We start from the raw sequence: 966 nt of genomic DNA on the forward strand, positions 1-966 counted from the left end.
TTGCAGGCGGCCGGTGTAGCGGAAGCTCCGGTGGCGTTCGTAGACGGGCCAGGAGACCGGGGACTTGCGGTCCACACCGACGCTGATTCCCTGCAGGGGAGCCATGCCGATCAGCTGGTGCACGTCGGCCAGCCGGCCGGTTTCGGTGTCGTCGACGAGGATTCGCCACTCCCAGCGCAGGCCCGGGAGGGCCTGAGCGCGGACGCGGACGGTGTGCCGCCCGGCGGGCAGCGGCCCGGCGTCGGCCTCGTACAGCACGCCGTACTCGTTGTATGCGAAGCGGAGCCGTCCATCCTCCACATACACGCTGTAACCGCCGCCCTGGTCGCCGTGCGACACCAGGACCCCTTCGTCGCCGGCGGCGTGCTCGTCCAGTTCGATGGCGATGTCGAAGGAGCGGAAGGTGATGAGCTTGGCGGAGCGGTAACGCTCCAGCTCGGGCGTGCCGGCCAGCAGGGTCACCGGTCGCCGCAGCCGTTCCTCCGCGGGATTGCGGATGACCAGCGCGCCGCTGCCGTCCGCAAGCGGGAAGACGCCGTTGCGCCACGCCGCGTCCTCCCATGCCGCGGCCAGTTCCTTGACCACGTCGGGGTGTACGGCGGACAGGTCGACGATCTCCGTCGGGTCCTGCGTCACCTCGTAGAGCGCCCATTCGCCGTCGTCGTACGGGGTACCGGGCCGGTGCAGCGTCACCAGCTTCCAACCGTCCCGGTAGTAGCTACGGTTGCCGATCATCTCGCAGTACTGCTCGTAGTGGGTACTTGGTTCGTCCGGGTCCGCGAGGACGGCGGCGAAGCTGAATCCGTCCAGCTCCTGGACCGCTTGCCCCCGGCGCTGTTCCGGCCGCGCCACCCCGGCCAGGTCGAGCAGCGTCGGGGTGATGTCGGTGACGTACTGGTACTGCGTGCGGACGCCGGTGTCCCCGGCGGGTGTGCGCAGGCCGGCCGGCCAGGACAGGACGAACGG

The 966-nt window shown here is 70.1% G+C and carries 1 pseudogene; it reads right to left on the minus strand.

Going from position 1 to position 966, the window contains the following annotated elements:
- Positions 1-966, minus strand: a pseudogene (locus DD1DGNOD_RS20270) (arylsulfatase); the annotation flags it as partial.

The sequence above is a fragment of the Candidatus Protofrankia californiensis genome (assembly GCF_900634765.1).
In the GTDB taxonomy this organism is placed as follows: Bacteria; Actinomycetota; Actinomycetes; order Frankiales; family Frankiaceae; genus Protofrankia; species Protofrankia californiensis.